The sequence below is a fragment of the Ruminococcus sp. CAG:379 genome, assembly GCF_000434255.1.
In the GTDB taxonomy this organism is placed as follows: domain Bacteria; phylum Bacillota; class Clostridia; order Oscillospirales; family Ruminococcaceae; genus Ruminococcus_F; species Ruminococcus_F champanellensis.
The window spans coordinates 1-6,782 of sequence record NZ_FR894847.1; the positions used below are offsets into that span (position 1 = coordinate 1).

The window sequence follows — 6,782 nt, forward strand, 5'->3', positions numbered from 1 at the left end:
GGAAAGAGAGGGATTCGAACCCTCGGTACGCTATTAACGTACACACGATTTCCAGTCGTGCGCCTTAGACCAGCTCAGCCATCTTTCCATCTATGAAATTGTATCATCAAATAGTGGTGCGAGTGACGGGACTTGAACCCGTACGTCGAAACACACGCCCCTCAAACGTGCCTGTCTGCCAATTCCAGCACACTCGCAACGATTCTATTTATGTCGCCGTCAATCGACTGCTTTAATATTATATCAGAATGTTCGGCATTTGTCAAGCGCTTTTTAAAATTTTCTCGAAAAATTCTGCCCAACAAATGCCGCCTGCATTCGTTACTTCAACTCCACAATGGTGACGCCGTCCTCCCCTTCGCCAAATACTCCAAGCCGGAAGCTCTTCACGTATTTCAGCTCCTTGAGCCGGCGATGCACCGCCGCCCGCAGCACACCGGTACCCTTGCCGTGAATGATGGTCACGGTAGAAATGCCGGACACCAGGGCGCTGTCCAGAAACGCCTCCATCTGATACACGCCCTCGTCCGCCGCACAGCCCCGGATATCCAGTTCCATGGCGGCACTGCGTGTCACCTTGCTGCTGACAGATTTTTTGGCTGGCTGCCGTTTCTTGCCGTTGAGCATCACCTTCGCCGCCTGTTGCAGCCGCAGATTCTCCAGCTTCACCTTGGTTTTCATAATGCCGATCTGTACAAACACCATGTTGGAGCTGTCCGGCTCCGCCAGTACCGTTCCCTGCTTGTCGATGTCGGTGACATACACCGTGTCACCTTTTTTTAGGGGGCGAGGCAGCTTGTACTGCTCCTGCATCCGCTGCTGCACCGGATTTGCCGCATCATGCATCCGGGCAAAGCTGTTTTTGGTACGGGATTTCAGCTGGGACACCCGGTCAGAGAAGGTTTCCCGGTCTTTTTCATGTCGCAGCTGCTCCAATTCGTCAATGAGTCGGTTGGACTCGATCTTGGTGTTTTCGATGATCTGCATGGCAGACTGCCGTGCCTGCTCCAACGCCGCATCCTTTTCCTGCTCCAGCTGCTTCAGCTGTTCCCGGAGCGCCTGCTCGTGGGCCTGTGCCTCCAGACGAGCCTGTCGCAGCTGCTGATTCTGGGTATCCAGCTCCGCCCGGGCAGCCTCCAGCTTTTCAATGACAGATTCAAACCGGGTCTGCTCCGTGCTGACCAGGGTCTTGGCATAGGCAATGATCTGGGGCGGCATGCCCAGATGCTCGGAAATGGCAAATGCATTGGACTTGCCGGGAGAGCCAATCAGCAGCCGATAGGTGGGCTGCAGGGTTTCCAGGTCGAATTCACAGGATGCATTCTCCACGTCCGGGGTTTCGATGGCATACAGCTTCAGTTCCTGGTAATGAGTGGTGGTCATCAGCTTGGCACCCTGCCGCTTCAGCTGTTCAATGACGGATACTGCCAGAGCAGCACCCTCCACCGGATCCGTGCCGGATCCCAGCTCATCCAGCAGCACCAGACTCTGGGCATCCGCTGTTTTCAGAATCTCAATCACATGGTTGGTGTGAGCGGAGAAGGTGGACAAATTCTGCTCAATGCTCTGGGCATCCCCAATGTCCACAAGGATATGGGAAAAGACGGACACGCTGCTGCCGTCCCCGGCGGGGATCAGCAGACCGCACATTGCCATGGCGCACAGCAACCCTACGGTTTTCAGGGCAACCGTCTTACCGCCGGTGTTGGGGCCGGTGATGATGAGCGCCTGATACTCCCTGCCCAGTGTCACGTCAATGGGCACCACCTTGGCAGGATCCAACAGCGGGTGCCGTGCCTTTTTCAGCACCACCGCCCCGTCATCCGTCAGCTGGGGCAGGGTGGCTTTCATTTTCGCCGCCAGATTCGCCTTTGCAAAATACAGGTTCAGCTCGGCACACACATGGTAATTTTCGATGAGTACATCCGCATAAGCACCGCATTCTGCACACAGATTGGTGATGATCCGCTCGATCTCCTCCTGTTCCTGGCTTTCCAGAAGCCGGATATCGTTGTTTGCCTCCACAATAGCAATTGGCTCAATAAAATAGGTTTGCCCAGTAGCGGAAGTATCGTGGATCAGCCCCTGTACATCCCCCCGATGCTCTGCCTTCACCGGCAGTACATATCTGCCGTCCCGGAGGGTCACGATGGACTCCTGCAAGTACTTCTGCATGGATGCGGAACGGATCATTTTATCCAGGGTATCCCGCAGCTTCTGACCGGACTGGGCGATCTTCCGACGGATGGACGCCAGAGCGGTGCTAGCTCCATCGGCGATCTCCTCCTCCGACAAAATGGAACGCTCCAGCTTGTCCCGCAGTGCCGGATTGGGCGCCAGCCGGGAAAACAGATATGCCAGGGAGGTCTCGCTGTTCTCGCAGTGACAGTACCAGTCATCCAGGCTCTGGATCTGGTTCAACAGCCGTGCAACGCTCAACAGTTCCCGTAAAGAGATACGGGAGCCGGATTTTGCCCGGAGCAATGGGGCGCATACATCCTCCATCTGATAGAAAGGAGGAGTGCCGTACTGAATGGACAGCTGCAGCGCATCCTCGGTCATGCCCAACAACTGCTGTACCCTTGCCGGATCGGCACTTGGTTCGATTTCCAGAGCCATCTGCCGGGTGCAGCTGTTGGAGGTTTCCTCCGCCAGCCGCTCCAGAACCTTATGTAACTCCAGGGTTTGAAAATAGTGATTCATGGTAAATTCTCCAGAGATTTGTAAAAGTCCAGCGTCCGGAACTGCCGTTCCAGATGCAATATCGTATAGCGTTCCGCCAGGACGGACAGAGCGGATGCAGTCCCCTCCCCCAGGCGGAAATGGAACAGCCGGTCAAAATCCGACAGCACAATGTGCCGGACAGCTTGCAGCACAGAGCCGCTCACGGGCATCTGTTCCCGATCCGGAGCAATCTCTCCGGCACAGTGGGCACAGATGAAATTTCCCGCCTGTAAGCGAAAAATCAGCTGCGCTGGTGCATACTCGCCGCACACGTCACAGCATACAATATCCGGCATCATGCCCAGCTCTGTCAGAAACCGCAGCTCAAACAGCGCCTTCAGCAGGGGGACAGGCCGGCTGCCCTCCTCCAGGTAATGGAGGGTATTGAGCAGCAGACGCAGAATATCGGATTTTGCATGCTCCGCCCCCACCGCAAAGCCAATCAGCTCCGAAAAATAGGTAGCAAGACTCAGCCGGGTCAAATCCTGCCGCAGGTCGTAGAAAATCCGCTCCACCTGAGCGCTGTTCAGATAATACCGATCCCGGCGGCTGTCCAGACAATACTGCCCATAGGCGTACAGCTGGGATGCGGCACCGTGCCGGCTGGTGATTTTCTTCGCCCCCCGGACGGATACCTCCAGCACCCCCTGGTCTGCGGTGAGCAGATCAATAAACTTGTCCTGTTCCCCCACGCTCCGTTCCCGGATGACGATCCCCGTCACAGTGGTCAGCATGCTTCTTGTCACTCCCTGCCGGGCGGCTCCGGACTGCACGCAGTCCCCGATACCGCAGATAATCCTCTACACTGCCGCTTTTGGCAAATATCTCCCAATTGTCCATACGGATCACTTCCTCTCGGTAACAGTGTATCCGGATGAGCGGCAATTATGGGTTGAAATCCGTACCAGCGGATCAATCCTCCATCAGACCAAAGGAGCGGATCAGTCCCTCCCGGTTCCGCCAGTCCTCCTTCACCTTCACCCAGCATTGCAGATTCACTCTGATGCGGAAAAAGTCCTCCAGGCTTGTCCGGGCGGCAGATGCCACACGCTTGAGCATAGCACCCTTTTTCCCGATGACGATACCCTTATGGCTTTCCCGTTCACAGTAGATTACCACGGAGATATCCAGAATATCCTGCTCCTCCCGTTCGGTCATGGATTCGGTCATAACGGCAATGCCGTGGGGCACTTCATCATCCAGCATCCGCAGCAGCTGCTCCCGAACCATTTCCGCTGCGATCACCTTTTCCGGCTGGTCGGTAAACATTTCATCCGGGAAGAAGTGAGGGCTTTCCTTGGCGTGGGACAGGACTTCCTGCTCCACCAGATCCACCCCGTCCTGCTCCGTCACGCTGATGGGAATGATGCTGGCCGGGTCAAACTTGTTCTGGATTCCCACCATCATACCTGCAAGCCTGGTCTTGTCCTCCAGCAGGTCGATCTTGTTAAGGATTACGATCACCGGACGCTTCCTGCGCTTGCAGTCCAGCAGCATTGCCTCCTCCTGAGGGGTCATCTGCCGGGTACAGTCCATCATGAACAGCAGCAGATCAATATCCACCACCGATTCAGTGACCGTGTTGAGCATATGCTCACTGAGCTTGTTTTTCGGCTTATGCAGACCCGGCGTATCCATAAACACCAGCTGTGTATCCCCGATGGTCTTGATGCCGGTGATCCGGGTACGGGTGGTCTGGGGCTTGTTGCTGACAGAGGCGATCTTCTCCCCCACCAGGGCATTGAGCAAAGAGGATTTTCCTGCGTTCGTTCTGCCCGCAATGGTTACAAAAGCACTTTTCGGCATAGAATCGTCTTAGTCCTCCGTTACAAAGCTGATATCCCGGGCAATGCCCAGCTTTTCCAGCACGGCTTCTTCCTTCTCCCGCATCTTCCGCTCGTCCAAGGGGCTGGTTTCATGATCGTAGCCCAGCAGATGCAGCATGGAATGTACGGTCAGAAAGCCCACCTCACGTTCCAGGGAATGACCGAAATTATGCGCCTGCTTGAAGGCAGTTTCCAGAGAAATCACCACATCCCCAAGCAGTACATAGCCGGTTTCCTGGTTTACATCCGCCTTGCCGTCGGACAGCAGGGGGAAGGAAAGCACGTCCGTCACGCTGTCCTTATTCCGATAGATCTTGTTGAGATTGCGGATCTCCTGATTGCTGACAAAGGAAACGCTCACCTCAGCGTCCCGGTCAAAATGCTCCGTAGCCAGCACAGCCTGACAGCAGCGGCGGATCAGCAGACGGATCCCCACCGGCACCTTTACATCCGATTGATTGTTTTTTACATATACCTTGAGCTTAGCCATTTTTTCCTTTTCTCCTTTCATTCTGATATTTCTCGTAGGCAGCGATAATATCCTGCACCAGTTTGTGCCGTACCACATCCCGTTCCTGGAACTGATGAATGGCAATGTCATCCACATTCCGCAGTACCTTCATCGCCTCCACCAATCCGGAACGTTTCGCATCGGGCAGGTCGATCTGGGTGATGTCCCCGGTGATGACCATCTTGCTGGAATTTCCAAGCCGGGTCAGGAACATTTTGATCTGCTCCGGTGTGGTGTTCTGGGCTTCATCCAGAATGATGAATGCCTCGTCCAGGGTGCGTCCCCGCATATAGGCAAGAGGGGCAACCTCAATGCTTCCCTTTTCCATGTTCCGCTGTACGCTTTCCGCACCCAGCATTTCATACAGTGCATCGTACAGGGGCCGCAGGTAGGGATCCACCTTGTCCTGCATATCTCCCGGCAGAAAGCCCAGCTTTTCACCAGCCTCCACCGCCGGACGGGTCAGCACGATACGGCTGACTGCATGGGCACGGAATGCCTTCACTGCCATTGCCACCGCAAGATAGGTCTTGCCGGTGCCTGCCGGGCCGATGCCCAGTACGATGGTGTTGTCCTGGATGGCTTCCACATACTTTTTCTGTCCCACAGTCCGTGCCCGGACGGGCTTGCCGGATATGGTAACTGCCACCGCATCCGCCGCCAGCTCCTTGAGATCCTGCATGGCACCCTCCGCCACCATGTTGGTCACATAGCGGATGGTCTGCTCCCCCACATTTTCTCCCTGGGGAGTCAGCCGCAGCATGGCTTCAATGGCCTGCGCAGCCCCCTGCGCCGCCTGTTCCTCACCAGTAACCTTGATGACCGTACCCCGGTTCAGCAGCGTTACATGATACTTTTCCTCGATGGCGTGCCGGGTCTTGTCAAAATCCCCGAAAATCGTCAGGATCTGATCCATGGTATCTACTTGGATGATTTTTTCCGTCATATGCTTTTTCCAACGCCCGAAGCGTCCCTCTCTCCTTTCCGCATCCAACAGCAATCTGTGGACACAGTTCACGCATCTTAATTCAGTATATCATATTTTTCAGAAATTTTAAAGGAGCATTCAATTATTTTATGAAAATTTCACGGATTGTTCCGATTTCTCCGCATATTACATAGCGAACATCACAATAAATCACCGAATCCTCCTGCCGGAATTCCAGGGTTTTGTCCTGGATCTCATCAGAGCTGTGAAAATTCTGCTCATACTGGGTGCATTTCTCCCGCAGCAGCGCCTCCGCCTCCTGCCGTTCGTATGCGCAGATCCGGTAGCCATAGGGGATGTAGGTGCAATGCAGGATCCCCATGGGAATCTCCCGCCCCAGCATGGAAAACCGGGTCTCACTTTCGGCATACTCATACATGGACGGCTGCACCTCCCCGAAGTACAGCGGGATCCGCTGACCGAACAGGGACAACACCCGACGGCGCACCGGCTCCTCCGGAATCCGCAGTTCCTCCGCCAGGGGCTGGGCGAAGGTCATGGTTTCCTGATACACCCCGGTCACAGAGCCGGAGGCGTGGAAGTAGCTGACTGCCCCCGTTTCCTCCTCCAGTACGCCGCTGATGAGCACATCCCCTGCCTTCACCCCATCCCCCACCTGCCGCAGCACCATGCCGCATGCAGGCATAATGGACTGAATGCAGGCATCCCGGGTGGCAACATAATTGCAGGGCACCCGGTCATGCAGCATGCCGGGCTGGGAGGTGGCTTCCGC

Annotated in this window: 7 protein-coding genes and 2 tRNA genes; all 9 read right to left on the reverse strand. The window is 55.5% G+C overall.

Features of this window, described 5'->3' with window-relative positions; genetic code table 11:
- Nucleotides 1-88: transfer RNA gene (locus QVO51_RS02940), tRNA-Ser, on the reverse strand.
- A gap of 26 nt (nt 89-114) precedes the next feature.
- Nucleotides 115-197, reverse strand: a tRNA-Leu gene (locus QVO51_RS02945).
- A gap of 124 nt (nt 198-321) precedes the next feature.
- Nucleotides 322-2,703: an endonuclease MutS2 gene (locus QVO51_RS02950; protein WP_015558295.1), complete on the reverse strand. Its 2,382-nt coding sequence runs from the start codon at nt 2,701-2,703 to the stop codon at nt 322-324.
- Nucleotides 2,700-3,458 carry a DNA repair protein RecO gene (recO, locus tag QVO51_RS02955; protein ID WP_015558294.1) on the reverse strand — a complete coding sequence of 253 codons (759 nt, stop codon included), beginning with the start codon at nt 3,456-3,458 and terminating at the stop codon, nt 2,700-2,702. Before recO ends, QVO51_RS02950 begins: the two co-directional genes overlap by 4 nt.
- On the reverse strand, nt 3,391-3,564 hold the full coding sequence (locus QVO51_RS02960) for a hypothetical protein (RefSeq protein WP_276747387.1): 174 nt from the start codon (nt 3,562-3,564) through the stop codon (nt 3,391-3,393). The genes recO and QVO51_RS02960 overlap by 68 nt, the downstream gene beginning before the upstream one ends.
- A 72-nt stretch (nt 3,565-3,636) precedes the next feature.
- The gene (gene era, locus QVO51_RS02965; RefSeq protein ID WP_022357172.1) at nt 3,637-4,530 is read right to left on the reverse strand and encodes a GTPase Era; all 894 of its coding nucleotides are present in this window, start codon (nt 4,528-4,530) and stop codon (nt 3,637-3,639) included.
- Between the two features lie 9 nt (nt 4,531-4,539).
- The gene (gene ybeY, locus QVO51_RS02970; protein WP_015558292.1) at nt 4,540-5,040 is read right to left on the reverse strand and encodes an rRNA maturation RNase YbeY; all 501 of its coding nucleotides are present in this window, start codon (nt 5,038-5,040) and stop codon (nt 4,540-4,542) included.
- Complete coding sequence (locus QVO51_RS02975; protein WP_015558291.1) at nt 5,033-6,007, reverse strand: PhoH family protein; 975 nt, start codon at nt 6,005-6,007, stop codon at nt 5,033-5,035. The genes ybeY and QVO51_RS02975 overlap by 8 nt, the downstream gene beginning before the upstream one ends.
- Before the next feature lie 124 nt (nt 6,008-6,131).
- Nucleotides 6,132-6,782, reverse strand: a 651-nt coding sequence (locus tag QVO51_RS02980) for a sporulation protein YqfD (protein ID WP_288167792.1), incomplete at its 5' end; no start/stop codon positions are given.